This window comes from Acetobacter sp. AC2005 (assembly GCF_037901235.1).
In the GTDB taxonomy this organism is placed as follows: Bacteria; Pseudomonadota; Alphaproteobacteria; order Acetobacterales; family Acetobacteraceae; genus Acetobacter; species Acetobacter oryzoeni.
Genome location: NZ_CP149625.1, coordinates 2,122,348 through 2,147,442 on the forward strand (window position 1 = coordinate 2,122,348; position 25,095 = coordinate 2,147,442).

A 25,095-nucleotide genomic window follows, 5' to 3' on the forward strand; every position below is an offset into this window, starting at 1 on the left:
GGCCGCTTTTTTTATGCCTGAAAGGAAGAGTGTCATGCCTGATGATGTGGTGCGGCAGGATGAATTTGTTGCGTTTGAAACCAGCGTGAACGGCAAGTTCAGCACGTTGGAAACCGGCATTGCCAATATCTGGACGGAACTGAAGCGGATCAACAACCGCAAGACCTGGGTGAATGGCGGCCTGGTTATTTTTGGCTCTGCCCTGGGCAGCGGGATTGTCCAGGCGTTGCAGCATATGCACCCGTGACAACCGAAAACCGGCTTTTGTAAACCTGACCACGAAAACCTGCCAACGTATAAGGCCACTGCAAAGGGCTGTTTTCTGCGGGTTTTGTGCTCCGGTGGACTAATTCGGGCCAGATCACCTGTAAACTCGTCCACTCCGGCCGCCATTGAGCGGCCTTTTTTGTATCCGGAAAATTGATGAATGATCCGATCCTGCTGGCGGCAGATCTGTGCCGCCGGTCTGAAGGCCTGCGCCTGTGCCCGTATGTGTGCCCGGCCGGGTATTGGACAATCGGCTATGGCAGCCGGTTTCTGGCCAACGGGGCCGCCGTAACCGCCAGCACCGCACCCATTACGGCCGAATATGCCAACGCCTTGCTGCAAGGTACGCTGGCCAAGCTATTGCCGCAGATCCTGCGGCTGGTGCGTGTGCCGCTGACACCCGGCCAGCAGGCCGCGCTGTTGGACTTTACCTACAACCTCGGATTGCCCGCGCTGGCGGCGTCCACACTTCTGAAGCTGCTGAACGCAGGGCAGGGGAATGCCGCCCGCAATCAGTTGCTGCTGTGGAACCACATGCACCGCAACGGCCAGCTGATCACCGTGACCGGCCTGACGCTGCGCAGGCGTGCCGAATGGCAGCTGTGGGCCAGCTGATCCAAATTTTCAAAACATTCCACAGGGCATGCGTAGTGCCCGAAAGGTAGATCCATGAACTTTTCCCGTATTGGTGCATATCTGCGCCAGCCGACCACGCTGTTTGCGCTCTCCCTGTCTGTTGGGGATCTGGTGGCAACGTGGTTTGACATTATTCCGGAAGCTGGCTCTCTAGCCATTCTGGGTGCGGCTCTGCCGCTGCTGTCCACCTACAATAGCAGCGTGATTTCTAGCCTGCTGGCAGACAAGCAGGATCTGGAACAGGCCGTGCATGCCGTGGCCACCCATAAGGACATTGGCCCCACGGCCGTGAAGGTGATTGCCGATGCCGTGCCGGCCAGCACGATTCTGGCAGCCGCAACGTCTGCCGTTGCCAATTCCACTGCTGAGGCAGCACCCAAGAAAAGCAGCGCGGCTTCTGCCGTGGCCGGCGTCATGCTGCTTGGTCTGGTTGGCACCAGCCTGATGGCGTGCGGATCTGATCAGCTAGTGCAGCGCCAGCAGTCTGTTTACGGCCTAAGTCTATCTTACGCCGCAGCAGCCCAGCTGGCGGCTGACTATGAAAAGAACCCGGCCGCAGACCCGGCTGTGGTGGCAAAGATGAAGCCTGCCTTCCAGACTGCGCATGATCAGATTGCGCCGCTCGATGAGGCTGCGGCGAAGGGTGATCCGCTGCCTGAAGCCGCATTTGAAGCTGCACAGGATGCTCTGGACGCAGCTCGCAAGCTGCTGCCTGCCAGCAAGTAACCTTTCCGGCCGAGACGGAAAACGGATAGCCACTATCAGCAGTAATGATAGTGGCCTTTTTTATTGCCTGCCAGAAATGGCGGAAAACCAAGGAAAAACCATCATGAACTACGCAAGCATTGCCATTGCAGCAGTTGAAGCACTTGTCGAAAACGGCCCGGTGATTGTGGAAGATATTTGTGCACTGCTGAAGCCGCTGAAGGAAGGCCGCGCACCCACTACGGATGAATGGGCCTTTGCTGAAAAGCAGCTCGATGCAGCTAATGTGGCTGTGCAGGCTGGTTGATTATTACAGGCTGCCTGCGGGCAGCCCACATCCTGCCATTTGAGGCGGGAGCTTTAGCTGCGGACACAGCTAACGCCGCATGCCAACACATGCACAGATAAATCTGCCCCGCCACCTCTGCAGAGGCAGGGCGTTTCTTGGTGTTTTCGATGTTGGAGTCTACACGCGTACCGTGCAAACCTGTTAAGCCTGTTGCCCCGTATCTGGGTGGTAAGCGATTGCTTTCAAAGGGAATCGTGGCAAAACTTAAAGAAATACCACACCGGGCTTATGTCGAGCCTTTTGTGGGCATGGGTGGTATTTTCTTCCGCCGCGACTTTATTTCACCATGCGAAGTCATAAATGACCTGAACGGCGACATCGCAAATCTTTTCCGGATTCTCCAGCGCCATTATGGCCCATTTATGGATATGCTCAGCTGGCAAATATCCAGCAGAGAAGAATTTATGCGGTGGCGTTCAATAAACCCTGAAGCACTGACAGATTTGGAGCGTGCAGTAAGGTTTATTTATTTGCAAAGGCTGGCCTTTGGTGGCCAGACAAACGGCTCTTTTGGAGTAAGTATTTCTGCATCACGGTTTGATATTCAGAAAGTCAAACATCTTCTTTGTGATGTGCGTGATAGATTAAGCCGAGTTGTTATTGAGTGTTTGCCGTATTCTGAGGTGATTGATCGGTATGACCGGCAGGACACGCTGTTCTATCTAGATCCGCCATATTACGGCAATGAACGGGATTACAATGCTCCGTTTAGCCGCGCCGATTTTGAGCGTCTGGCTGCTCAGCTAGAGAAAATAAAGGGTCGATTTGTTCTTTCCCTGAATGATCGGCCGGAAGTCCGGCAGATATTTAGCGCCTTTCAGATTGAAAGCGTCCAGGTAAGCTATTCTATAAGCAGGGAAATCAAAGGGCGTGGAAAGCGTGGAGAGGTTATAATCAGCAATTAAGCTACCCACCCCTTTGGCTTCATTCCCAAGCCAAAAAATCTGGAAGTCACACATGCCCCATATCTATGGGGTATGTATTCACAGAAACGTGACTACACCAAATTACACCAAATTATATAGGAAATGGCAGTTTTCTGCGCTTTAATGGTGCCCAAGGGCGGGATCGAACTGAGAATGTTTTTTAACAAAAACTTTACTGCGTGCATAAAACTGTAATTTTGCAGCGAACTGAATCGCAAAAAAAAACCCAGCTATAAAGCTGGGCGGTAAGAGGAGAGGGAAAGATTTAAGCACAACGTCGATAAAATACGCCGCTATCCTGATGACTGCGCGGTGTCCAATCAGACATCTCTTCTTCAACCAGCCTTCTAAATTCCTGAACTTCTTGCCTCAATGATTCCCCTCTCGAACCACTCAGCAATGCTTCCGCGATATGTTCTGATGGTGCGAGCCTGGCTAGAGACGAAGCGTGCTTCCTGCTCTGTAAGCTGTTGCAATCCATATCTTAGTCCTTCACAAAAAACAGAATCAACTGCGCGATATTCATCGCCTAATTTATTCCGTAGATCACGTATCCTATCATTTGTAGGAGCTAACGCAACTCCCATCTGTCTTTGGTCATGTCGGGTAGCCTCACGAGTTACTCGTGTGCCAGCAGCAAGGGTGCTGCATACGATGACATTTCCCCCATGCCTATGAATATAACCACGAAGGCCAGCAAGAGTTCCACCTGTGGTAAACACATCATCTACTACTATATAATCAGCTCCTGCCTCAATCTCTCCAGTAAAAACTGGAGGAAAGCATAACCGTAGCATGGTATCTATTTTTCTGTCGCGTTTCTCAGATGTGACCTGGAAAACTCTATCTTCGATGTTGTATCCAAAGATGTTCGCTACTGCTTGAGCATAGGTTAGGCTAAGAGCATTAGTGTTGACGCTCGGAACCTTAATGGGCGCTATGACTTTTGTTGTTTTGCCAAATCTTACATACTCGCCTATTAGATCAAATATCCTCATATCGTGTATTTCATCAATGATTTGTCGAGCCGCACGAATAGATTCTCGTTTATTCACAAGCATTTGCTTCTTAGCGATAGGATATAGATCATGCTTGGCTAAGCAACACGGGACATCCCGGTTACCATTCCATGGAACATGGAAAAAACATTCGGGAAAAGAGGAGGGCCAATCTACCCTTAGCAAAGGAGTTTGGGGCGTAGACTCTACTTCTTTGTCTGTTTCTAGGGTTTGTGTGGCAGTCTCCATGCCTGAGTGCTACCATATATTTTCCAAGGGGAAAATATAACAAAGCAGTTTCGTGATCGTGAAATCGTGTGCCAAAATCAGTTTAAGTTATTGATTCTTGATTTGCTTTTTTGGTGCGTGTTCCATTGGAACACATTGATTTATAACTCTTTGTGTAATCCCACCCCATCCGCCAAATTATTCTGAAAAAGCGCAGAAAATAGACATTTTTTCAGGTATGGTAAATTTCTTGCCCCTCTTACATCTCTTTATAAAAATAACGCTAGGTGCTTATACTAGCTTAGTTTGAATACTGACCTGTACCTGTGACCGAGTGCTGATTGAGGTGATCTGTTCTGTTCTGACTGACTGGCGAACCTGCTTCAGGCTTTGGAGCATGCCTTCCTGTTCTGGATCAATAGCACGACCTGTTTCTATGCCGCACAGGCGAGCATATTCCCGAGATCGTTTTTAATATTTCCTTCTCCTCTCGCAGGACACGGTTTTCCAGACGAAGGCGCTCATACTCCCGAGCGAGGTTCGTCTGCGCTTTAGGCGTTGTTAGATTAGTCGACCGATACTGCGAAATTCTTCCGTATGTTTCATGGTCTCATCGGTCTCCTGATACGAGCTTAAAACGCCCAGATGACCGGCACAAAACCGTTACAAGTCTATCTGACAGGCTGTGGCGTCATCACCCGCATATCATGGCGGAGTGCGTCAAGGATTCTGGCCTAGTGATGGGAAGCACCACAAGCTTCAATGCTAATCATTGTCGGTAGAAGTTTCTCGAAAAAACCGATCATCTGATGTCGGCTCAGTCTCCAGCTCAGCACACCCAGCTTTTCGGCATCCATGCCGTGGATCTGGAACACTTTTTTCGAGGTATCTACGCCGATGCAGACTAAGTGATGCATCATGGTTTCCTTCATTTGGGCAATCAACTCTTTAGTATCCTTTTAGAACCATGGCGAGTTGTCTACGTCATCAGTTCTCTCGGTGAAAATCAACACCAACGGCAGGGCAATAGAGATGCGGTATCAGGGCAAGGCCGGGGGCAGGGAACTCACGCTCACCTTTGGGCATCTGTCGGCTTGCGTCCGGAAATGATGCAGGACAACCGTTGTTAGTCTAAGTGGCTTTTTGAGACCATCTGCCCGGGCAGCGGTACCGTCTGGCGTGAGCACGGGGATGATGAGTCTTCATCTCCAGGAAATCAGCGCCCAAGTCGAGCCGGAAGCTGTGGCGGTCCTCATTCGTGATGGGGCCAGCTGGTACCAGCCCAGCACGATGCTGGTCGTCCCTGGTAACATCCGTCTGCTCACGATCTCTCACTATAGCCTGCAACTCAACACCATAGAGAACGTCTGGAACTATCTGTGACAGAACAGGCCCAGAGGTATTGTATGGGACACATACGAAGACATTGTCACGGCATGTTCCAACGCCGGGATCTAGTTTGCCAATCAGTCAGAACGGATTACCTCAATCGGCATCCGGTCAAGGATACAGATGAGTATTTAAACGAGCTTGTATAAAGCGTACAATATCGTACCGTACGATACACTAGGATTCTGCCTTAAATTGCATTCAAGCAGAAATCGAGGACCTAAAAATCGCGTAGAAATCGTTTCAAATTTGGTTTGAAAAAATCTTTGTTTCGAACCTCGGTTGAGTGTGCCCCCCCATAACTTCCGAAAAATAGTTATGCACCTTCCGAAATTTGGTAACGGGTTGATTCCGACGTTTGGTAACGCCTCTTCCGAAAATTTGGTTACGCAGTTGTCGAATTTTTTTAGGGAAAAACATCATCTTTCAAGTTATGGAGTGGGTAAAGTTAACCTGATAGCCGAGGTGGACGTAGCTTCACGGGGGACTGTTGAGTGCCTTGGCCTATCGTTCGGCTTCTTTCAGTGGATCAGCCGGTCGGAGCAACAGGACAGGTGGTTCTTTGACCATGTCCATTTTCCGGTCGGGTCGATGCGTTCCAGCGGCGTGGAGATGAATAGGCAGTCGGATGGGCCAAGGACTGGATGAAACTGCATCCATTCGGCCGGAACTAGGCCGGTGTTCGAACCCGGGTAATTTGCCAGTGATTGATTGAGGGCAGGGACGGGGAGCTCACAATCTCTGCTGGTGGGTCGGAATAGCGACTGGATTCCCGTGCCTATCGAGTCAGATCGTCATAGTCTCGGCATAGTGCATCGGCGCACTCAATGGAAATCATGTTGTGCCGGATTTCTGGTGGGTAGTCGGAAGAGTCGGGGGTAATCGGTAATATGTTACTTCTTGCATAGCAGGAAGGAATGACAGGTGGCAATTTTCGCAGCGGTTCATGCTGGTGCTTTCAAGTCCATTGGGACGGGGAGAGGCGGAAGCCTCTCAACGGAATATCACGCCAAGTATCGCGATCCAGTTTTCTAGAAACGACACGTTTGGGATAATCATCCGATACCGTGGAGCCAGACTGGCGTGGTCTTCTGGCCCGTTTCGAGGACTGGTAAAAACGTGCACCAACGTCTTCGCCGCTGGTGCGAAAGTGGTGTGATCGAAAGGATATTACGCCATCTGGCTGCGGATCATGACAAGGAACACATGATGTTGACAGAGCGATCGTCCAGGCTCACCAGCACAGCGTGGGCGTGCTGAAAAAAGGGGATCAGGATCAGGCCACCTGCGATGCACTCGGGAAGTCGGTGAAGTTCTATATCATATTGGGACAGGACGCGGACACCAGTCGGGCGGAACCGATGCTCGATGACATCGATCCTGATGCCTTTCTGACCGATAAAGCAATGATGCAGATAGACTTAATCGACCGGCTGACAGAGCGCGGGATTCCGCCGATCATACCGCCAAAAAGTAACAAGGCGCATCAAGGGAAACCGACTTTACCATTTACATGGAGTGAAACCTTGTTGATATATTATCCAATAAAATCAATGTGTTTTTCATTACCGCAACATGTTACGATAAATTGAAATCAACCTTCCGCGCGACCGTGCGGTTCGTTTCAATCGTTATTCTGCTTAACTGACGACACGGCCTAGCTGTCAGGTTGTGAGACGTCATTGGCGTAATCAAGGATTTCGTCGACCTGTTTCATGATGTCACGACCAGCCGGTTTGATATAGTCTTGATTACGTGACGCGGGATGTTTTTCAAGCCATGAGATGATGCATTGGGCGGGAGCGATGCCGCCCAGAACACGCTGCGGGCGATGATTGTAGGCGAAACAGAAGCCTCTGAGCAGAATTTCCAGATCTTCATGGTTTGAGACACAGACCTGCAGTACTTCTGTAGCGACACGGCCATTGAAGCGTTCCACCATTCCATTGGTCTGAGGGGAGTAAGCCTTGGTCCGGCGTCGGTCGATTCCCATGTCATGACAGGCTTTTTCGAAGGCGTCCGCTGTAAAGCAGGAGCCACGATCGGTCAGGATATGGGTGATCCGGAAAGGAAAGGCCGATTTGACGGCATTGAGGAAATCAACGGAATTATCCGCATTTTCCGCGTCATAAACAGCCAGGTGCACTGAACGGGAACAGCGATCGATGGCGACATACAGAAAACGTTTCCGCCGGTCCCCATCTGCTGTCTGTAATTTTGGCAGATGTTTCACATCGATATGGACATAACCGGGATCGTAATCGCGGAACTTTCCCTGTCCCCGAACTGGTCCGGCCTTTGGAACAGGAGGCAGCCTGTTCAATCCGGCGTCTTTCAGTATCCGCCAGATATTGTCCCGGTTCAGATGCGGCAGGAAATGCCGTAAGACAAAGGTCAGATCATCCAGACCAAAACCGGTAGAACGCCGAAGCTGACAGACAATGGCGCGCTCCTCCTCCGAGGCTTTCCAGGCCAGCCTCCAGGGACGGCTGCTGCGGTCCTGACAGGCGTCCGAACCACGCCTGCGCCACTTACGGACTGTTTCATCGCTGATCCCGTAGCGTCTGGCGAGCACGGATGTCGGTTCTGACGAACGAGCTATCTCAGCCCGGACAGCCGGTGTCGTGCGTGCCTGTGGGTGGATCTGAAGCATCATTCGGTCTCCCTGCAAACGGAAGAAAACAACGAAGCATAACGCGGTATCGCCCACGCTACATCATCCCAATGACGTCTCACAACCTGACACCTAGCACTACAGTTGCATTTTGTGTCGTGAGTGAGCGCGGATAGCACTGGCCTGATGCGTTCGTCGAAAGACGGACCATCTGAGGATGTGAGAGACGGGTAGTCTGCGTTGTGCAAGTTTTACGACGAGGCGCCTGATCTCCTGAATGGACCAGCGGACAAGGACTGTCGTGTTCTGAGTTGTGTTTTTTTCGGTTTCAGTGAGTTTGCCTGGTAACGGACACTGGCCATGACGGCATAGGCCAGCATGACCAGAGAGACATGCCGATGCCAACCATGCCAGGAGCGGGTCTCGTTATGATCAAGACCAAATTCGTTTTTGGCCGTCTCGAACCCTTCTTCGATCCTCCAGCGCGTCCCTTCAACGTTCACCAGTTCCTGCGTGGTTGTCCCTTTCGGGCTCCAGGTCGTAAAATAGGCAAGGTCCCCGTCAGCGATGTTTCGGCGGATCAACAGGCCACGTGTCCATGGTCCGGCTATAGGGCAGTCAAATTCTTCAGCATCCAGATCAGCAAGCGGAAGATACGCCCAGTCATAAAGTCGCTCACCTTTTGTGCCGTGCCCCGCTGACAGACGACGCCAGGCCTGGTCTGGCAGTCCTGCTGCAATATCTTTCGCCTCTCCGGCAATCAGCGGTTCCGTTGCCCATGATCCGAACCAGTGATTGCCCTTGACCCCAAGCACATATCCAATTCCTGCCCGGCGAAGCGTGCGTTCTACGTCGCCCACGCCATACACGCTGTCTGCTGCAACCCAGCGGAACGGCACACCGGCCTCAATACTTCGCTCAATCATCATCGAGGCTAACGCCGGTTTGGTTGCAAACACCACGTCATCGGGAACGTGGGCCCGCTTCAGACGCTCAGGCTTTGATGTCCAGTCTTTCGGGAGATACAGGGCGCGGTCAATAAAGGCATGCCCCCGTTCCGAAACATAAGCGCCAAACACACCAATCTGGCAGTTCGTGATCTTGCCGGCAGATCCCGTATACTGCCGCCCCACACCGCAGGACGCCTGACCCTTCTTCAGAAAACCGGTCTCATCAATGACCAGCACGCCCTCTTCAGTGCCCAGATGCTCAATCACATAATCCCTGACGACGTCACGAAGGGCATCGGCATCCCAGTGCCCGCGTCCCAGAAGCGCCTGCTGCCGCCATGGACCAGGATCTCCTGCGGCTTCCGCTCGCATCCATCCCGTCTTGCGTGGTTCATTGCCAATCAAAACATCAAGAAAAGCACAGGCCGAATCTACGACACGTTTTTGCGTGAACAGCGGCGCCATCCGATCCTTGGCGGACCGAAGCGAGCGCGCCCATAATTCCAGCGTCTCTTCAACAGACGTACCGCCACTCATCATATCCTGAATCATGGTTACCCATAGATTCAGAACTCAACACAAAATGCAACTGTAGTGCTAGCACTACAGGTACATTTTATGTCGTGCTATGAGCACGAATAGCGTTGGTCTAATGTGTTCGTTGAAAGACGGATCATCTGAGGGCGTGAGTGACGGGCAGTTTACGTTGGGCGAGTTTTACGATGCAGTACCTGATTTCCTGAATGGATCAGAGGAAGAGGGTTATCGCATCCTGAGGAATGTTTTTTCGTTTTCAGCGAATTTGCTTGATAAAGGACATCCGCCATGACGGCCAGGCGAGTATGGCCAGAGAGACATGCCGGTGCCAGCCATGCTAAGGACGGGTTTCGTTATGATCAAGATCGAATTCGTTTTTGGTCGTCTCAAATTCCTCTTCAATTCTCTAACGTGTATCTTCGACGTTTACCAGTTTCTGCATGATCCCCAGCGGCGATGTTCCGGCGGATTGGCAGACCACGTGTTCATAGTCCGGGGCTGGAACAGTCAAATTCTTCAGGATTCAGGTCGGACAGCGGAAGATATGCTCAGTCATAGAATCGCTCGCCCTTTGTGACGCTGCCCGCTGACAGACGATGCCATGCCTGATCTGGCAATTTTGCAGCAATATCTTTCGCCTCTCCGGTAATTAATGGTTCTGTTGTCCATGATCCGAACCACTGATTGCCCTTAATCGCTAGGACATAGCTAATTCCTGCGTGGCGAAGCGTGCGTTACACATTGCTCACTCCATAAACGCTATCCGCAGCAACCCAGCGGAATGGCACACCAGCATCAATACTCTGCTCGATCATCTTCGAGCTCAGCGCCGGTTTGGTCGCAAACACCACATCAGTAGGAACCTAAGCCCGTTTCATACGCTCGGATTTTAATGGCCAGTCTTTTGCAAGCTACAGGCGCGGTCAATAAAAGTATAACCTTGTTCCGATATATACGAGCAAATACCCCGATCTGGCAGTTCGTGATTTTGCTCGCAGACCCGATATACTGTCGCCCCACATCGTGGGATGTGTGACGTTTCTTCAGAAAACTGGTCTCATCGATGACCAGCACGCCACTTCAGTGCCCAGATGTTCAATCATATGATTCCTGACGACATCACTAAGGGCATCGGCATCCCATTGTTCACGACCAAGAAGCGCCTGTTGCCGCTATGGACCGGGATCGCCAGCCGCTTCCGCACGCCTCCATTCCGTTTTGTACGGTTCATTGCTGATCAGGACATCAAAGAAGGCACATGTAGAAGCCGCAACACGCTTCTACGTAAACAGCAGAATAATCCGCTCTTTGACCGCACGAAACCCAGATGCCCATAGATTCAGAAGTCACCATAAAATACAACTGTAGTGCTAGGTGTCAGGTTGTGAGACGTCATTGGCGTAATCAAGGATTTCGTCGACCTGTTTCATGATGTCACGACCAGCCGGTTTGATATAGTCTTGATTACGTGACGCGGGATGTTTTTCAAGCCATGAGATGATGCATTGGGCGGGAGCGATGCCGCCCAGAACACGCTGCGGGCGATGATTGTAGGCGAAACAGAAGCCTCTGAGCAGAATTTCCAGATCTTCATGGTTTGAGACACAGACCTGCAGTACTTCTGTAGCGACACGGCCATTGAAGCGTTCCACCATTCCATTGGTCTGAGGGGAGTAAGCCTTGGTCCGGCGTCGGTCGATTCCCATGTCATGACAGGCTTTTTCGAAGGCGTCCGCTGTAAAGCAGGAGCCACGATCGGTCAGGATATGGGTGATCCGGAAAGGAAAGGCCGATTTGACGGCATTGAGGAAATCAACGGAATTATCCGCATTTTCCGCGTCATAAACAGCCAGGTGCACTGAACGGGAACAGCGATCGATGGCGACATACAGAAAACGTTTCCGCCGGTCCCCATCTGCTGTCTGTAATTTTGGCAGATGTTTCACATCGATATGGACATAACCGGGATCGTAATCGCGGAACTTTCCCTGTCCCCGAACTGGTCCGGCCTTTGGAACAGGAGGCAGCCTGTTCAATCCGGCGTCTTTCAGTATCCGCCAGATATTGTCCCGGTTCAGATGCGGCAGGAAATGCCGTAAGACAAAGGTCAGATCATCCAGACCAAAACCGGTAGAACGCCGAAGCTGACAGACAATGGCGCGCTCCTCCTCCGAGGCTTTCCAGGCCAGCCTCCAGGGACGGCTGCTGCGGTCCTGACAGGCGTCCGAACCACGCCTGCGCCACTTGCGGACTGTTTCATCGCTGATCCCGTAGCGTCTGGCGAGCACGGATGTCGGTTCTGACGAACGAGCTATCTCAGCCCGGACAGCCGGTGTCGTGCGTGCCTGTGGGTGGATCTGAAGCATCATTCGGTCTCCCTGCAAACGGAAGAAAACAACGAAGCATAACGCGGTATCGCCCACGCTACATCATCCCAATGACGTCTCACAACCTGACAGCTAGGCCGTCAGCGAACCGTGCTTCTTTAGCGCCGGATTATACGTGAACCAGTTCGTCGTCTAATACTGAGGGCAGGGCGGTTTGCTCAATGACAACCAGCTATCATACTGGATTCACCAAGGAACCCCCTTCCTTGTATTTCTGCAACAAAGCCATCTGGAGATATAGCCATTTCTTTTGCCATGTCTCCAGCCTGCTATATGATATGTAACAATTCTATAAAGCCGCAGCTTTAGCGTAAAGGTTACGGTTTTCTTCAAAAAACACTCGTTTCTGACGCCTGAACTCTGCTACAGAAGGTGTTCTTAACGTCCAGGCATTCAATGCTGCAACCATAGCACCATCCGTCCTCATTACCGCGTCTGCCAATCGGACGATACGTAAATTAGGGATTGCTTCAGGGCGTATTGCGAGCAAAGCCCCCAGCGCAGTCTCCGCGTTTCCAAGTCTGTCAGTCAGAATTATCAATGCCGCACCACCGGATCTGCCCACGCCATGAAAACAGTGAACTAGCAAGTTGTGTTCTACATGCTTACGCCCAAACTTAATAATTGCCTTCACATCATCTTCCGTTGCCAAGGCATAATCATACTCATCATCGTCAATATCTTCAAAACGCAGAATCAGATGTTCGGGGGCAGGTTTCTTATGAAAACGTAATCGGTACCGTTGTAAGCAAGCCGGATCTTCAAGTGTCAGCACTGCGTTAAATCCACGCCGCTTAAGGCGTTTCGCTCGGCTCAAATTCGTGACTGTCAAAGATGGAAGTCCCATCATGACCCTCCTGACATGCTCCCGGGCCTGAAGGCCGATGGTTCTGGGATGTATCTGTTGTTAAGCAGCCCTCCCAATGCTTCCTGCTTCAGCGTGTTGTCCGCCTGCCGTAGGATATTTTTTGTAGTGTTGATGTCCACGTTTTCAGTGTGTCCGCAAGCTATGCCCGACAGCATCAAGAATACTGATTGCTTTATACAATAGATCGTTCCATCTCAAATCCTGCCATTTCGTTGATCCATTTGCCATTCTCTGTCTTCGTTACGTCGACGCCAACAGAACGGATACGCTCCATTGCAATATTCAATTCGTTATAACTAAAAACATTTTTACTAACGATATTTGCAAGAGTTCTCCCTGGCACTTCGTCGATCAATGCAGCCACAAGGAGCGCAGAAGAAATGTCATGATGATCCATAAGGACGCAATTTACCATATCTTCCGGTGTGGCCTCGGAAGGTAAAGGAGCATTGACTGTTTTAAGAGCGGCGCGAAGCCATGCTCGACCATCAGGATTAGAGAGGCGGTCTGGTGAGGCAATCATCATATGAGATATTTGCGTTTTTTTCTCGGTAGCCAAGCATCCATGCCGCAGGCAGTGGCGGTGCAAAAATTCAGTCTTGTTGCCCCATGAATTTTCACGCTGCCAAGGTGACCATTTGTGGCCAAGAAGGCGGCATATCAGGCGGGATCTAAACCATCTCATCTTATGTGCTTTCTTTACCTTACGAGTTTGCCAATGGCTTTTGGAAAGCCTGCAGAGGTAAAGGCGTTTAAGGTAAAAATTTATAATTTTCTAGGGCAGTTTCCAATAGCATATACTGTTTATGCGGGTGGAAATTGCCCCGTCTTTGCTTCAGCAAGGGCGCGCTGCATGAGTTTCTTCTCATTCTTTTTAAGGAAGACGGCGCTCCCGATAATAAAGATAAACCCTATAACGCCAACACATGTTCCGACTGTTCCAGACAATTTGGTAATCTGATTGCCCAGTATGTATGTGCCAATAGCATAGCCGCCAGCCCAGCAAGTGCCACCAAGGGCGTTAAACAGCATAAAGCGTGGCCAGCGCAACTGGCATGCACCCGCCAGTAATGCCACAAACACACGCGCAACAGAGATAAAGCGGCCAAAGAAAACAATGGCATCGCCATGGTGGTGAAACAGATATTCCCCCACCAGGAGGCGATCAGCCGTTAGGCCAATTTTGGCGCCGTGTTTTTGTAAAAGTGGCAGCCCAACATGGCGCCCGATCAGATAGCCCAGATTATCCCCGATAATGGCACCCAGAACTGCGGCTGCAGTAATGCCTTCAATACCCAGATGATGGGTTTTAAGGCTGTAAAGCGCAGCCGTGATAATACAGGTTTCCGCCGGTAAGGGCAAACCCATGCTTTCCATCATGACAATGATGGTGACAATTCCATATCCATAATGCTGCAGCAGATAGTCGAGATGCTCAAGCAGGGGGAATAATCCTTAGAGTGTGTGATGAAAGTAAAAAAGTTGGCAAACCATGATGGAATCCAAAAAAGCGGGCTAGTGGCTTTCGTGCATGGCAAGATTGCACCTTGAGCCGTTATGGCTTTTCTGGCTGGGGTGAAGATTTTCAGGAGATCCTAACTAGCTGTAATTTCATGTCTTTTCTGGTTGTTTGATACAAATTCATTACAAGAGTAAGGGGCTGGTGTATAGACTGCCCTTAATTGGAGAAGATGCGCCCTAAAAGTGCGGCGCTTATGAGCTAAGGAACGAACCTATGCATCAGACAGCCCATGCCGAGCCCGCAGCGGCAGCACACGCGCAGATGCCCATTGCAGATGTAGATGTCTGCATTATTGGTGCTGGGCCTGTTGGGGGAACCTTAGCGTGCCATTTGGCGCAGGCAGGTATCAAGGTGGCTGTGGTGGATAAGGCAGATCTGCCACCCATGGAGGATCCAGACTTTGATGGCCGGGCTTATGCCATTGCTGCGGGCCCAAAAGCGTATCTGGAAGAAGCCGGTGTGTGGGAGGCTCTGCCACTGCCGTCCTGCCCGATTGAGGATATTCTGGTCACAGATGGTCGGCCGGGTGAGCCTGCATCTCCATTGTTTCTGGAGTTCACGCGTGAAGATGCCAATCAGCCATTTGGGTGGATGATTGAGGCACGTTCTTTGCGCGTGGCGTTAAACGCCAGCCTGCACACTACGCCGGAAATTACGCTGCTGGCCCCGGCTGAAGCCACCATTGTGCGCCGTAAAGAAGGGGCAACAGTAACCCTGCATGATGGGCGCAGCTTTCAGGCAAAGCTGATTGTTGCCGCTGATGGGCGCAAAAGCCGTTTGCGGTCTCAGGCCGGTATTCCGCTTACACGCTTGTCTTATGGTCAGACAGCTATTGTTTGCGCCATTGCGCACGAATTTCCGCATGACAACAGCGCGCTTGAGCATTTCTTGCCCGCAGGGCCGTTTGCGCAGTTGCCTTTGCCGGGCAATGAAGAACATCCTTACATGTCTGCCATTGTATGGAGCGATCACGATGGCCTGGCAGAGCGTTTTGCCGCCTTGCCGGATGATGTGTTTGCTATGCAGCTTCAGCGCCGTATGGGTAATAATCGCTTGGGGCAGGTGAAGCCTGTGGGGCGGCGCTGGACGTATCCTCTGTCTGCCCAATATGCCCAGCGTTATACAGACACCCGCATGGTTCTGGTTGGAGATGCCGCACATGGTATCCACCCCATAGCCGGGCAGGGGCTTAACTTGGGTTTTCGCGATATTATTGCGCTCAGCAAGATTTTGATTGCGGCACATCAACGCGATAAGGATTTGGGAGCGCCTGAGTTGCTGGCGCGTTATCAGGCAGAATGCCGTCCGGCCAATATGCTTATGCTTGCTGCAACCGATGTGCTGGATAGGCTGTTCAGTAACAATAACCCAGTTTTAAGGTTTGCGCGTGATGTGGGTATTGCGGGCGTGAACCGCTTGCCCGCTTTGCGTAAAGCTTTTGTAAAGCACGCTATGGGATTGTGAAAATGGATGCAGCAACGCATGACGGCGCTCAGGATGCCGTCAAAGCCAGCCATTTTGATGAAGATAGTTCAATCTGCGCGCCTCAGTTAAACGTTCTGTGGCACCAGATGACGCAGCAGGCCTGTGTTTGCCATGATCCGTTGGTGAAAGGCTTGCTGGCAACAGGTGTGCGCAGTCATTCAGATTTTTCATCTGCGCTGGCGGCGTTGATCGGGCGCAAGCTGGGGGATCGTTCTGTGGCGTCCGATGCTTTGGCAGAGCTTGTTAAAGAAGGATTTGATGCAGAACCGGATATTGTATGCGCTGCTGCTGCCGATCTGCTCGCGATTCGAGAAAGAGACCCGGCTTGCCCGGATTTTGTAACGCCATTTCTGTTCTTTAAAGGCTATCAGGCTGTTCAGACATACCGGGTGGCCCATTGGCTATGGGCGGAGGGGCGGCGCCATCTGGCCTTGCATCTGCAAAGCCGTGCATCAGAACTGTTTGCTGTGGATATTCACCCATCAGCGCGCCTTGGTCGGCGTATTTTGTTTGACCACGGTACAGGCATAGTTGTGGGGGAAACCTGCATTATCGAGGATGATGTTTCCATTTTGCAGAACGTCACCTTGGGCGGGACAGGCAAACATTCTGGAGACAGGCACCCTAAGGTGCGGCGTGGCGTGCTTATTGGTGCGGGCGCCAAGGTTTTGGGAAATATCGAAATTGGTGAGGGCGCTAAAATTGGCGCTGGTTCCATTGTGTTGGAGCCTGTGCCGCCCTTTACAACGGTTGTAGGTAATCCAGCCCGTAAGGTGGGTGTGCGCCATACCGGGCGTATGCCTGCCCTGAATATGGATCAGACTCTTCCCCCAATTGACTATATTATCTAAATAGCAAAAAAGGATTACTGAAGGAAAGTTACGTTTCCTTCAGTAATGTAATCCTTAAAGTAATATAGCGCGTGAAAACTGGCTTATAGGGCGCTTTCTCCAGATTCTTTTGTGCGGATACGCACAGCGCGTGAAACATCACTTACAAAAATCTTGCCATCACCAATTTTGCCAGTGTGCGCTGCTGTAGCAATGGCTTCTACAACCAAGTCTTCCATGTCATCTTTGATAACAATTTCAACCTTGATCTTGGGCAGAAAACTGATGCGATATTCTGCTCCACGGTAGATCTCGGTCTGGCCACGTTGCCGGCCAAAGCCTTTTACTTCAGAAACTGTTAACCCCTGAATACCTAAAGGAGCCAGAGCTTCGCGCACGTCATCAAGTTTAAAAGGCTTGATAATCGCAGTAACCAGTTTCATGCGCTTTTTACTCCAAATATAAATGTCCGTCTATTCCGTTTCGATAGTGACATATTAAACTGACTTGCGCTAGGCGAATATTCGATGAGCGAAAATGTGAATGCTCAGCTTTACGGGTAAGGGCTCTCTTTTAATTTTGAGGGCTACAAAACAGATCAAAATAAGACGCCAAAACCAATATTCACCTTTTCACATTGCGTATGTTGTCTGCACAGGGCATTGATGCCGCAGTTGAGTTCATCTGATGTTTGTACATAAAGCAGGTGATGACCTTATGGCAGGATGGGAGAGTTGCTCGTGCGTATAGCCATGATTGGTGGCGGATATGTTGGACTGGTTTCCGGTGCATGTTTTGCTGAATTTGGGCTGCATGTGGCCGTGGTGGAAACAAATCCAGACCGCCTTTCAGCTTTGCGCGAGGGTCGTATCCCCATTTATGAACCGGGCTTAGATGTGTTGGTTGAAAACAATGCACGCGCCGGACGCCTGACTTTTGGAGATGATATTGCTCAGGCAGTGGCCGGGGCAGAAGCTGTTTTTATTGCCGTAGGCACTCCGCCACGCAATGGAGATGGTGCGGCAGATCTACAATATGTTCATGCTGCAGCCCGTCAGATTGCGCAGGCTCTTACTGGCTACGCCGTTATTGTTACCAAATCTACCGTGCCAGTAGGCAGCAGCCGCAGAATAGCCGAGATTATTCGTGCCACGCGCCCGGATCTGGATTTTGATGTGGCGTCTAATCCTGAGTTCCTGCGTGAGGGCAGCGCGATTGATGATTGTATGCGCCCAGACCGGGTAATTATCGGGTTGGATCAAAAGCAGCCAGAACGTGCACGCCGGGCAGAAGTCGTTATGCAGCGGGTTTATGAGCCGCTGAAGAAGATTGATGCCCCTTTGGTCTTTACTGGTCTGGAAACAGCAGAACTGACCAAATATGCTTCCAACTCCTTTTTGGCCATGAAGATTTCCTTCATCAATGAAATGGCCGATCTGTGTGAAAAATTGGGGGCCAACGTGCAGGAGTTGGCTTACGGCATGGGGCTGGATGACCGCATTGGCAGCCGCTTTTTGAACCCCGGTCCCGGTTATGGTGGTTCCTGTTTTCCCAAAGATACGCTTGCACTCTCCCGTATTGCGCAGGAAGCTCAAAGTGGATGCCGTTTGGTAGAAACCACAGTGCAGGTGAACGAAGCCCGTAAAGCAGCCATGGCTGGGCGTATTATTGCGGCGTGTGGTGGCTCGGTAAATAATAAGACCGTGGCAGTGCTGGGCCTCACTTTTAAGCCAGAAACAGATGACATGCGGGAATCTGCCTCTATTCCCATTTTGCATCGTTTGGCCGAAGCCGGGGCACGTTTGCAGGCTTATGATCCGGTTGGCATGGCTGCAGCCAAACCGCTTTTGCCGCCAGAAACGACATATTGTGAAAACGCGCTAGACGCCGCGCAAGGTGCTGATGTTTTGGTGGTTTTGACGGAGTGGGAGCAATTCCGCTTCATTTCACCAGATGTCTTGGCCCAGCGTATGAAAAACAAGATTATTGTAGATTTACGCAATATTTTTGACCCTGCAATTATGCGCGATTCCGGTTTTTCATATCTGTCTGTCGGGCGTCCATAACTTTACAAAGCCGGATCATGCTCGGAAAGCCGTGGCCCAGCGGAGGTCACGGCTTTTTTTTATTGAATCTCTTTTGATTGAGCTTGCATTTTTGAGTGGAACAAATATAGAACATTTAAGAGATGAGGAGGGTTTCATGTCTTTGTCTGAACGTATTGTTTTTCAGCCATTTGTATGGCGTGGTACCAGGTTGGAAGGTGGAGTTGCCATTCTCTGCCATAACCCGGAAGATGCACACCGCCGGATAGAAAAGGTGCGGGCGGGTATTCTTTCTGTGGCTGGTGCGCTGGTGGTGCGTATGCAGGTAGATGAAGAAGCTGGTGATTATGGAGAACCAGAATTTCTGGAACGCATTGGCTGTGTTCCTGAAATGGATGAATAAAATCTCGTGCTGAATAAATACCCTATTCCTGTAAACGGCAGAACCTGCAGGAATAGGGCATTATAATAAAGTGTGGTAGATTGTGGCGCAAAGCGTTGAGATATTACGGTGAGCCGCCAGCACCTGTTCCCATATAAGGCCCGCTTGCCTTGGAAGATGTAGGACGATAGCCATCATTTTCATCTAAGGCTGGCCCACCATGTGGGTTTTCGTCCTCATCCTCAATAATAGGCGGAGGGGCCTTCTGGTGCGCCTTGTCATGGAACAGGGGAGCGCTGTCTGATGCCGGCTGCTCATGGCATCCAGTCAGTGCAAGTAGAAGGCCGGCAAGAACAGTAGCGGATTTCAGTTTCATATCACGGATCCACAAAAATGCGTGCCAAATGGCAAGCGCTTAACGTGTGCCAAAAAGGCGGTCACCAGCATCACCCAAGCCGGGAACGATGTAGCTGTGTTCATCCAGGCCGCGATCAATAGAGCATGTCATGATCTGCACATCAGGATGCGCTTTTTGTAGGCAGGCAATGCCTTCTGGGGTGGAAAGTAGGCAGGTAAACAGCAGCTTGCGCGCGCCTTTTTCCTTCAGCCGAGTAATGGCGGCTGCCGCGCTGTGCCCGGTGGCCAGCATGGGATCAACAACAATGCAGCGGCGAGAAGAAACCTGAGAAGGAAGCTTAAGGTAATATTCTACGGCTTCCAGTGTTTCAGGATCGCGGTACAAACCAATATGGCCAACTGGAGCAAAGGGCACCAAGTCCAGCATGCCATCTAAAAGCCCATTGCCAGCCCGTAGGATGGAAATAAAGCAAACATCTGGGCCAGCCAGTTGTTCACCCTGCATGGGTTCCAGAGGTGTCTGAATTTCTATTGGCTCTAATGGCAGCTCGCGGGTGGCTTCGTAGCACATCAGCAGGCTAAGTTCGCGCACCAAGCGGCGAAAACCAGCAGTGGAGGTTTCTGCGCGCCGCAAATGGGTCAATTTGTGCTTGATAAGCGGATGATCCAGCACAAGGGGAGGGAGGGGAGTAACAGCATGACTTGTCATGCAACCCTCTATAATCATGGAAAAGCGGGTCTGCCACGTTTTCTTGCAGATGCAGAATATGTTTTATCCAGATCGTGCGGATAGAGAAAAAGGATGGCGACCATGAAGCGTATCTGGATGGATGTGGAAGATCTGTTTGCCTTTGCACAAGCCGGCGCTCGGCTAACAGGTATTCAACGCGTTGTGCTAGAAATCTGCGCGGCTTTTATGGGTAATCCGCATATGTCTGTCCACATTGGTTTTGTGCGGCACAACATCCAGGGCACAGGATTTGTGGTGGTATCGTGGGCGCAGATGCAAGCTGTGTGGCAGGCCCTGAGCGGGCAGAGTGCAGAGCAGCCGGAAAGTATGCAGATACGCAGCCTTTCAGGCTCACACAGTACAAATCAAAGTTTGCTGCAAAAATGCGGGCAGCATGTGCCCGTTTCTGTGCGTGTTCCGGCCGGTAAGCTTATCCGCAACACCCAAAGTGCGGTGCAGGCCGGAGGCGCACTTGCGTGTGGCCTGTGGGAGCTTGTTTCTCACAATTTGCGTAAAAAAGACGATTTGAGCGTACAGGAGCAGGCTTTTTCTCCCCAAAAAGGAGATATCCTGCTTTCTCTTGGGGCATCATGGTCTCATGCTATGTACCAGAATCTGTTGCGGCAATGTCGTCAGCAACATGGCATGCGTATTGGGGTTTTGGTGCATGATCTGGTGCCGCTTTTGTGGCCAGAGTGGTGTCAGCCGGGTTTGCCTGCAGTGTTTCGGCGTTGGTATGAGCATGTTGTGCCGGAATGTGATGTTATTTTTGCCAATTCCGAATCTACCCAAAAAGATGTGCTGGCTTATGCGCAACAAAGCGGCAAGCTACTTTCTGTGCCTGTTATTGTTGTGCCTATGGGGTGTGGGTTTTCTAAAACAGATTCAGCCAACGCATCTGCTTCTGTTCAAGAGCAGATAAAACAGCTCGGGCCTTATGTTTTGTGTGCAGGCACACTGGAAGTGCGTAAAAACCATGCGCTTTTAATCAGAGTTTGGCGGCGGTTATTGCTTGAGCGGCCCGCCAATACTGTGCCGAAGCTGGTGATCGCCGGCGGGCAGGGGTGGCTGGTGGATGACCTGTTGCAGCAGCTTGAAAATAGCGCGTGGCTGAATGGCCATGTTGTGTGGATAGATCGCCCGTCTGATAGCTGTATGACGCAGCTTTATAAGCAGGCGCAGTTTACAATTTTCCCCTCATTTTATGAAGGTTGGGGCCTGCCGGTAACAGAAAGCCTGTATTGGGGAAAACCCAGCCTGACGTCATCAGCGTCTTCCCTGCCAGAAGCAGGTATGGGGCTGACAGAAATGTTTGACCCTGATAACGCATCGCAGGCATTGGAGCTTGTACGTAACGTTCTGGATCAGCCACAGCGTCTGGCAGCCATGGAGCAGCAGATAAAGGCACATTTTCAGCCTATCAGCTGGAGCCGGGCGGCTGAGACTTTGTGGCAGGCAGTCATGTAATGGCCCGACGGCACGACAGAAGCATTGTTGCGGAATGGATGGAAAAGGGAACGCTTGAATGGCTGTGAATTATGCCACGGTAACATGGGATCAGTTACACCGTGATGCGCGTGCATTGGCAGAGGCACTGATGCCTAAAATGCCCATTAAAGGCATTGTGGCGGTAACACGCGGAGGTTTGATTCCCGCAGCCATTGCGGCGCGTGAACTGGGGTGCCGTCTGATAGAAACCATTTCTGTTGTGACGTATGATGAAGAAAATATGGGCAAACCCCAGATTATCAAGGAGCCCGTTGCAGCAGGGGATGGTGAGGGCTTCCTGATTATTGATGATCTGGTTGATTCTGGCGTAACCGCCCGTGTGGTGCGTGAAAAACTGCCCAAAGCCTTTTTTGCCTGCCTGTATGCCAAACCAGCGGGTAAGGAACTGACAGATCTGTTTATTACAGAAGTGCCGCAGGATACCTGGGTTTTGTTCCCGTGGGATACGGCACCGTTGTTTGTGCCGCCGCTGGCAAAAAGCAAAAAAAGCACGGTTGACTGATTTTTTACAATCAGAGGGTTGCCATACTCCGAATAGACGCTTAAACAAGCGCTCAGTTCGGGGCGTGGCGCAGCCTGGTAGCGCGCGTGTTTTGGGTACACGAGGCCCCCGGTTCGAGTCCGGGCGCCCCGACCATAAATAAAGCGGGAGGCAACATCATGCCGGCGCGTATTTATAGACAGTCAAAGCCTGCTGGTCAGTCCGGTTTAGCCGGAACCAGAGAGTGGGTTTTTGAATACGGTCAATCTGCTCCACGTAAGCAGAGCGCCCTTATGGGGTGGACCGGTAGTGCAGATCCACAATCTCAAATACATCTGTATTTTGATAGTCGTGAAGCCGCAGAGGCTTACGCACAGCGCGAACATATTGCATATGTGGTGGAAGAAACTGCACCGCGCATGCGTCGCCCTAAAGTGTATGCAGATAACTTCCGTTATGATCGCATCCAAAACTGGACGCATTGATTTTCTCGCTTTTCTCTATTATGCGTAGGGCGTAAAGCGCCCTTAGCTCAGTTGGATAGAGCAACAGCCTTCTAAGCTGTGGGTCGCTGGTTCGAATCCAGCAGGGCGCGCCAATCTTTTCAATGGTTTGGATAGATTTTAGGGAAAGGCAAAAGTCTTTCCTTCAGGTTAGTGCAGCACTAAACGGTCGATGTCTTGATTTTATCCATAGTGGCTGCGATTGATTTCTCAGGAAAGCTGGAAAATCAGAAAGCTCTGTAGATTCTACCTATTAGGCATCTTGTTATGTCTGGCAGGGGCGGGAAGACAATATGTACTTTTTGTCTTCTTCTAACAAACGCCGCTGCAGTCTGAGAACACTCTTCGCAAATATCAGGCTGATTAAAACGCGAGCCTAAAGCAGAATTACGGGCACACATCATACCTATTCCCGGTGTTCTTACGGAATAGTATCGTTTTAAGGTCTTTTCGTTCGACTATGTAATCCCATTTTGCGGCAGCAGCCTTAATGTATTTTGCCGCGGAGCCAGGGACTAGATTTAGACGAGTGTCTACTTCTGCAAAAAATAGCATGGGTATTGTCTTGCGACGCTCGTGTCCTCATCCAAGACTGTATGACGGCGATGATGTCATTGGGGTCGCTGATGAGTTCGGAAGTGGCTTCTGTGGTAATCTGCGTGCCTGATATGACTTCGTCCGAAGCAGTCAGGATAGAACCCAGTTGCATCATGCGTTTACGGATTTTGTTACAGGCGGGCCCTAATGCTGCTACGAGGTTGCCGTCTTATAGGAATTGCCCTCTACAGCTACGCCATCGACGCGGATTTCTCACACTTGAGGCAATTTCGGGTCATTTTGTAGAATTCAGTCATCCCACAGGAGCCCGATCTGGAATATTGACGATATTCTGCTTCTGGCGGCGGGTTCTGAACGCAGTGAGGGTGTCACGGCCTGAGAAGGCAGTGTTGGTGGAAGCTATGTGGTCTGTGCACTGTCTGTTTCTTCAGATGGCCTGCCGGAGCCTTCGCAATCGTGCATGAGCGAGGGCGAATTCGTGCTGACAGGGGAACATGTCCGGCATGAACAGGACAATCCGACGGACGCTGAGCGTTACACGTGTCGCGATTTTGAGCAGCCGTGCGCGTATGGTGCCACAGGTCGCCGTCTCCAGGCTGGTCTGGCCAAGGGCCAGTCTTTGCAGAGCGGTCAGCAGGACATAGGCTGCGGCCGAGAACCACAGCCGGAGCTGGTTGGCCCGGATGGTGTGGGACGAGGTCCTGTCTGAGAACAGATCCATCTGGCATTCCTTGATGCGGTTTTCCATATCCCCGCGTGCGCAGTAAATCTGTTCGTAGAGATGGCGGGGGTCGGACATTCCCTGCGGTAGCGTGGTGACAATAAAGCGATGATAGCGGTTGCCGTGGCGCCATTCGGCCTTGGCCACGACCCGCCTGCGGCGCGTCCAGCTGTCCTTTGTGATCCAGTCAAAGGAGGCGAAACCGCGCGCAGCTCTGCCTGTCGTGGCGGCTTCGTCACGAACCTCAGCGGACAAAGAGGCAATCCGGTCATACAGGCGGGTGTTGCCTGCAAGCCCGAACAGGAAGTCAACGTGGTTGTCTTCGCACCATGTCATCAGACTGTCCCGGGCGAAACCGCTGTCCCCACGCACCAGGATACGCACCCGGGGCCAACGGCTCCTGATCTGCTCCACGATCCGGCGGATGTCTGCCAGTGCTTCCTTCCCCGGGTCCCTGTCTGCCGTGCGCAGGGTGGCGCTCAGGAGATGGTCTCCGCAGAAGATGTATAACGGCAGATAGCAGTTATGGCCGTAATACCCATGAAAGGCCCGGCCTTCCTGATGGCCATGGATACGGTCATCGGTGGCATCCACATCCAGAACGATCCGGGCGGGTGCGCGCTCATGCTGGTCCATGAAGAGCGTCACGAACAGGGTAGCCAGGGCCTCATGATCAGCAATGATGCGGCAGTAACGATCTGCCTTGTGGCCACTGCGCTCCAGCCGGTTCAGCGTGGATTTTCCTGCCAGTGCTGCGCAGTTTGCCCGGCCTCCTGACAGACGGCCCGAGGCCAGACCAAAGATCAGGTCATGCCGCAGGGCATCGTGATCATTGAGATCTTCATAGCCCAGTGCCAGGCCCATGATCCGCTGACGGACAAGGTCTTCAACCCGGTATTCCACAAAGCCGGGATGCCGCTTATCGCGAAAACAGGCAGCAAAGCGGCGGCTGAGACCCAGAATGTCATCAGCCTGCTTCACCAGAATGACGCCCCCATCCGAACTCATGCGACCCCCGTCAAAACGGGCCACAACACGCCGTCCACAGGAGGCTGGAAACTCATACGCGCCTGCGCTACACTCTGTCTGCATCGGGTTTTCTTATAGCTTACGAAAAT

At 51.5% G+C, this 25,095-nt stretch carries 26 protein-coding genes, 2 tRNA genes and 1 pseudogene; 16 read left to right on the forward strand and 13 right to left on the reverse strand.

The features are described 5' to 3' along the window. Nucleotides 1–34 precede the first annotated feature (34 nt). The 5 genes from QQM41_RS10175 to QQM41_RS10195 all read left to right on the forward strand — a co-directional run bounded on the left by QQM41_RS10175 (nucleotide 35) and on the right by QQM41_RS10195 (nucleotide 2,862). Nucleotides 35–247 (forward strand): hypothetical protein, encoded by a 213-nt coding sequence (locus QQM41_RS10175; RefSeq protein WP_003628621.1) that lies wholly within the window; start codon nucleotides 35–37, stop codon nucleotides 245–247. 176 nt (nucleotides 248–423) lie between these two features. Further along, complete coding sequence (locus QQM41_RS10180; RefSeq protein WP_339077071.1) at nucleotides 424–882, forward strand: lysozyme; 459 nt, start codon at nucleotides 424–426, stop codon at nucleotides 880–882. Between the two features lie 54 nt (nucleotides 883–936). Further along, on the forward strand, nucleotides 937–1,629 hold the full coding sequence (locus QQM41_RS10185) for a hypothetical protein (protein ID WP_339077072.1): 693 nt from the start codon (nucleotides 937–939) through the stop codon (nucleotides 1,627–1,629). A gap of 103 nt (nucleotides 1,630–1,732) precedes the next feature. Continuing rightward, the gene (locus tag QQM41_RS10190; RefSeq protein WP_339077073.1) at nucleotides 1,733–1,915 is read left to right on the forward strand and encodes a hypothetical protein; all 183 of its coding nucleotides are present in this window, start codon (nucleotides 1,733–1,735) and stop codon (nucleotides 1,913–1,915) included. A 149-nt stretch (nucleotides 1,916–2,064) separates the two neighbouring features. After that, nucleotides 2,065–2,862, forward strand: a complete 798-nt coding sequence (locus QQM41_RS10195; RefSeq protein ID WP_339078102.1) for a DNA adenine methylase — start codon at nucleotides 2,065–2,067, stop codon at nucleotides 2,860–2,862. Nucleotides 2,863–3,230: 368 nt separating this feature from the next. Here QQM41_RS10195 and QQM41_RS10200 read toward each other — a convergent pair whose 3' ends face one another. Together QQM41_RS10200 and QQM41_RS10205 are read right to left on the reverse strand one after the other, a co-directional pair. Next, nucleotides 3,231–3,938 (reverse strand): phosphoribosyltransferase, encoded by a 708-nt coding sequence (locus tag QQM41_RS10200; RefSeq protein ID WP_339077074.1) that lies wholly within the window; start codon nucleotides 3,936–3,938, stop codon nucleotides 3,231–3,233. Nucleotides 3,939–4,843: 905 nt separating this feature from the next. Then, nucleotides 4,844–5,041: an IS110 family transposase gene (locus QQM41_RS10205; RefSeq protein WP_050820163.1), complete on the reverse strand. Its 198-nt coding sequence runs from the start codon at nucleotides 5,039–5,041 to the stop codon at nucleotides 4,844–4,846. Nucleotides 5,042–5,300: 259 nt separating this feature from the next. On the opposite strand from QQM41_RS10205, the gene QQM41_RS10210 reads away from it, so the two are divergent. Both QQM41_RS10210 and QQM41_RS10215 read left to right on the forward strand, forming a co-directional pair. Further along, nucleotides 5,301–5,492, forward strand: coding sequence for a hypothetical protein (locus QQM41_RS10210; protein WP_080986827.1), 192 nt, complete (start codon nucleotides 5,301–5,303; stop codon nucleotides 5,490–5,492). A 1,253-nt stretch (nucleotides 5,493–6,745) separates the two neighbouring features. Next, nucleotides 6,746–7,090, forward strand: a complete 345-nt coding sequence (locus QQM41_RS10215) for a transposase (RefSeq protein WP_196332564.1) — start codon at nucleotides 6,746–6,748, stop codon at nucleotides 7,088–7,090. 65 nt (nucleotides 7,091–7,155) lie between these two features. On the opposite strand, the gene QQM41_RS10220 is transcribed toward QQM41_RS10215, so the two are convergent. The 7 genes and pseudogenes from QQM41_RS10220 to QQM41_RS10250 all read right to left on the reverse strand — a co-directional run bounded on the left by QQM41_RS10220 (nucleotide 7,156) and on the right by QQM41_RS10250 (nucleotide 14,222). Then, nucleotides 7,156–8,151 (reverse strand): IS481 family transposase, encoded by a 996-nt coding sequence (locus tag QQM41_RS10220; protein ID WP_035366691.1) that lies wholly within the window; start codon nucleotides 8,149–8,151, stop codon nucleotides 7,156–7,158. 212 nt (nucleotides 8,152–8,363) lie between these two features. Next, nucleotides 8,364–9,614 (reverse strand): IS701-like element IS1452 family transposase, encoded by a 1,251-nt coding sequence (locus QQM41_RS10225; RefSeq protein WP_012812328.1) that lies wholly within the window; start codon nucleotides 9,612–9,614, stop codon nucleotides 8,364–8,366. Nucleotides 9,615–9,779: 165 nt separating this feature from the next. Next, nucleotides 9,780–10,942: pseudogene (locus QQM41_RS10230) on the reverse strand (IS701 family transposase). A gap of 27 nt (nucleotides 10,943–10,969) precedes the next feature. After that, nucleotides 10,970–11,965, reverse strand: a complete 996-nt coding sequence (locus QQM41_RS10235; RefSeq protein ID WP_087652154.1) for an IS481 family transposase — start codon at nucleotides 11,963–11,965, stop codon at nucleotides 10,970–10,972. A 310-nt stretch (nucleotides 11,966–12,275) separates the two neighbouring features. Then, nucleotides 12,276–12,836, reverse strand: a complete 561-nt coding sequence (locus tag QQM41_RS10240) for a tyrosine phosphatase family protein (RefSeq protein ID WP_230844544.1) — start codon at nucleotides 12,834–12,836, stop codon at nucleotides 12,276–12,278. 190 nt (nucleotides 12,837–13,026) lie between these two features. Then, nucleotides 13,027–13,413, reverse strand: a complete 387-nt coding sequence (locus tag QQM41_RS10245) for a hypothetical protein (RefSeq protein ID WP_339077075.1) — start codon at nucleotides 13,411–13,413, stop codon at nucleotides 13,027–13,029. A gap of 245 nt (nucleotides 13,414–13,658) precedes the next feature. After that, a complete protein-coding gene (locus QQM41_RS10250; RefSeq protein ID WP_230844543.1) occupies nucleotides 13,659–14,222 on the reverse strand; it encodes a DedA family protein in 564 nt (187 codons plus the stop codon). Nucleotides 14,223–14,589: 367 nt separating this feature from the next. Between QQM41_RS10250 and QQM41_RS10255 the strand changes: the two genes are divergently transcribed. Continuing rightward, nucleotides 14,590–15,840 carry a UbiH/UbiF/VisC/COQ6 family ubiquinone biosynthesis hydroxylase gene (locus QQM41_RS10255; protein WP_128105644.1) on the forward strand — a complete coding sequence of 417 codons (1,251 nt, stop codon included), beginning with the start codon at nucleotides 14,590–14,592 and terminating at the stop codon, nucleotides 15,838–15,840. A 2-nt stretch (nucleotides 15,841–15,842) separates the two neighbouring features. Then, a complete protein-coding gene (cysE, locus tag QQM41_RS10260) occupies nucleotides 15,843–16,712 on the forward strand; it encodes a serine O-acetyltransferase (RefSeq protein ID WP_087651917.1) in 870 nt (289 codons plus the stop codon). Between the two features lie 83 nt (nucleotides 16,713–16,795). Here cysE and QQM41_RS10265 read toward each other — a convergent pair whose 3' ends face one another. Beyond that, a complete protein-coding gene (locus QQM41_RS10265; RefSeq protein WP_339077076.1) occupies nucleotides 16,796–17,134 on the reverse strand; it encodes a P-II family nitrogen regulator in 339 nt (112 codons plus the stop codon). Between the two features lie 282 nt (nucleotides 17,135–17,416). Between QQM41_RS10265 and QQM41_RS10270 the strand changes: the two genes are divergently transcribed. Beyond that, a complete protein-coding gene (locus QQM41_RS10270) occupies nucleotides 17,417–18,757 on the forward strand; it encodes a UDP-glucose/GDP-mannose dehydrogenase family protein (protein ID WP_339077077.1) in 1,341 nt (446 codons plus the stop codon). A 136-nt stretch (nucleotides 18,758–18,893) separates the two neighbouring features. Continuing rightward, the gene (locus QQM41_RS10275) at nucleotides 18,894–19,139 is read left to right on the forward strand and encodes a hypothetical protein (RefSeq protein ID WP_339077078.1); all 246 of its coding nucleotides are present in this window, start codon (nucleotides 18,894–18,896) and stop codon (nucleotides 19,137–19,139) included. A 103-nt stretch (nucleotides 19,140–19,242) separates the two neighbouring features. On the opposite strand, the gene QQM41_RS10280 is transcribed toward QQM41_RS10275, so the two are convergent. Together QQM41_RS10280 and upp are read right to left on the reverse strand one after the other, a co-directional pair. Continuing rightward, complete coding sequence (locus QQM41_RS10280) at nucleotides 19,243–19,494, reverse strand: hypothetical protein (protein WP_339077079.1); 252 nt, start codon at nucleotides 19,492–19,494, stop codon at nucleotides 19,243–19,245. 39 nt (nucleotides 19,495–19,533) lie between these two features. Next, nucleotides 19,534–20,202 carry a uracil phosphoribosyltransferase gene (gene upp / locus QQM41_RS10285; protein ID WP_080986824.1) on the reverse strand — a complete coding sequence of 223 codons (669 nt, stop codon included), beginning with the start codon at nucleotides 20,200–20,202 and terminating at the stop codon, nucleotides 19,534–19,536. A gap of 84 nt (nucleotides 20,203–20,286) precedes the next feature. On the opposite strand from upp, the gene QQM41_RS10290 reads away from it, so the two are divergent. The 5 genes from QQM41_RS10290 (at nucleotide 20,287) to QQM41_RS10310 (ending at nucleotide 22,793) form a co-directional block, all read left to right on the forward strand. Beyond that, nucleotides 20,287–21,672 (forward strand): glycosyltransferase family 1 protein, encoded by a 1,386-nt coding sequence (locus QQM41_RS10290; RefSeq protein ID WP_339077080.1) that lies wholly within the window; start codon nucleotides 20,287–20,289, stop codon nucleotides 21,670–21,672. Between the two features lie 58 nt (nucleotides 21,673–21,730). Next, nucleotides 21,731–22,216: a xanthine phosphoribosyltransferase gene (gene gpt, locus QQM41_RS10295; protein WP_003629580.1), complete on the forward strand. Its 486-nt coding sequence runs from the start codon at nucleotides 21,731–21,733 to the stop codon at nucleotides 22,214–22,216. A gap of 58 nt (nucleotides 22,217–22,274) precedes the next feature. Further along, nucleotides 22,275–22,351 (forward strand) — tRNA-Pro (locus QQM41_RS10300). A gap of 23 nt (nucleotides 22,352–22,374) precedes the next feature. Next, nucleotides 22,375–22,680, forward strand: a complete 306-nt coding sequence (locus tag QQM41_RS10305) for an ETC complex I subunit (RefSeq protein ID WP_035350573.1) — start codon at nucleotides 22,375–22,377, stop codon at nucleotides 22,678–22,680. Nucleotides 22,681–22,716: 36 nt separating this feature from the next. After that, nucleotides 22,717–22,793, forward strand: a tRNA-Arg gene (locus QQM41_RS10310). A gap of 890 nt (nucleotides 22,794–23,683) precedes the next feature. Here QQM41_RS10310 and QQM41_RS10315 read toward each other — a convergent pair. Then, nucleotides 23,684–25,069 (reverse strand): IS1380-like element IS1380A family transposase, encoded by a 1,386-nt coding sequence (locus QQM41_RS10315; RefSeq protein ID WP_339077081.1) that lies wholly within the window; start codon nucleotides 25,067–25,069, stop codon nucleotides 23,684–23,686. Nucleotides 25,070–25,095: the final 26 nt, after the last annotated feature.